1 protein-coding gene and 1 pseudogene are annotated in these 976 nt (G+C 40.0%); one reads left to right on the top strand and one right to left on the bottom strand.

What is annotated here, in order from left to right; genetic code table 11:
* Nucleotides 1-212 (top strand): annotated as a pseudogene (locus tag LD39_RS23330) (MFS transporter); the annotation flags it as partial.
* 314 nt (nt 213-526) lie between these two features.
* Here LD39_RS23330 and LD39_RS20610 read toward each other — a convergent pair.
* The gene (locus LD39_RS20610; protein ID WP_035553148.1) at nt 527-718 is read right to left on the bottom strand and encodes a helix-turn-helix transcriptional regulator; all 192 of its coding nucleotides are present in this window, start codon (nt 716-718) and stop codon (nt 527-529) included.
* Nucleotides 719-976: the final 258 nt, after the last annotated feature.

The raw sequence follows: 976 nt of genomic DNA on the forward strand, positions 1-976 counted from the left end.
GAGGGACGATCACCTCTTTTTACAGCTCTGCAAGGTTTGTGGGGGTTGCCTTTGGTCCACCAGGTATGTCCCTTGTCATGGGAGATTACTTAAATATAAGCTATTCCATTGCAGGAGGGATAGGCGTTCTCTTATTGCTTTTAGTCATGAAGTTCATTGAGACTTCAAAATCGGAGAAGGGGCAGGGAAAAGCGAAAAATGCATATGCCTAGCCTGTTCTTTATAGGGCGAATCACACCCTTCTTTTATATATAAAAATGACAGCGCCTTGAACGATGAATGTAAGCAGCACAATAATCCATATCCAATCTCGATAAGCTGATAAGGAAAGAGGTTCTATAGTTATGGTAGGCTTCGATCAAAAGCCAGCCAATGGGGAAGATAGGAGAGGACATCATATAGGAAGTACTAGTAATTTGCTTTCCTCTTTCGTCCTTTCCTTCTTCCCCCATATGAATTTTAATGAAATGAATAGAAAGACCAGGAATGAAGGGACTAAAATGATAGCAAGCAAGACTATCAAGAATCATTCCTCCTTAGGTACATACTGAAATACTTCGTTCACATCTTTTTCGAATAAACGGGCAAGTTCAAAGACTAATTTTAGAGAAGGGTTATATCGATTGTTCTCGAGAGAGAGGATGGTCTGCCTGCTTACTCCAATTTTTTCAGCTACCTTTTTCTGCGACCATTTCTTCTCGGCTCGAAGGACGGCCATTCGGTTATGCAGATTTCCTGTTGTCTTTAATCCCAAGTCTGTACCTCCTTGAAACTAAGGCAAACTATTTTTTGATAATAATTCAATAAAAATGACATGAAAAAACTAGCACCGGATTGCGGTGCTAGAGGAAGAGGTAAACAACTTAGGTGACCCAACCATGTAAGAATCATCCATGATTCTACACAATTTTGAACCCTTAGACTTTCTCGAAGGATAATTCTTTTGAGAATCCGTTTCCTTCTCCTTTTGGTTAAG

Origin of the sequence: Halobacillus sp. BBL2006 (genome assembly GCF_000786645.1) — a bacterium.
In the GTDB taxonomy this organism is placed as follows: Bacteria; Bacillota; Bacilli; order Bacillales; family Halobacillaceae; genus Halobacillus.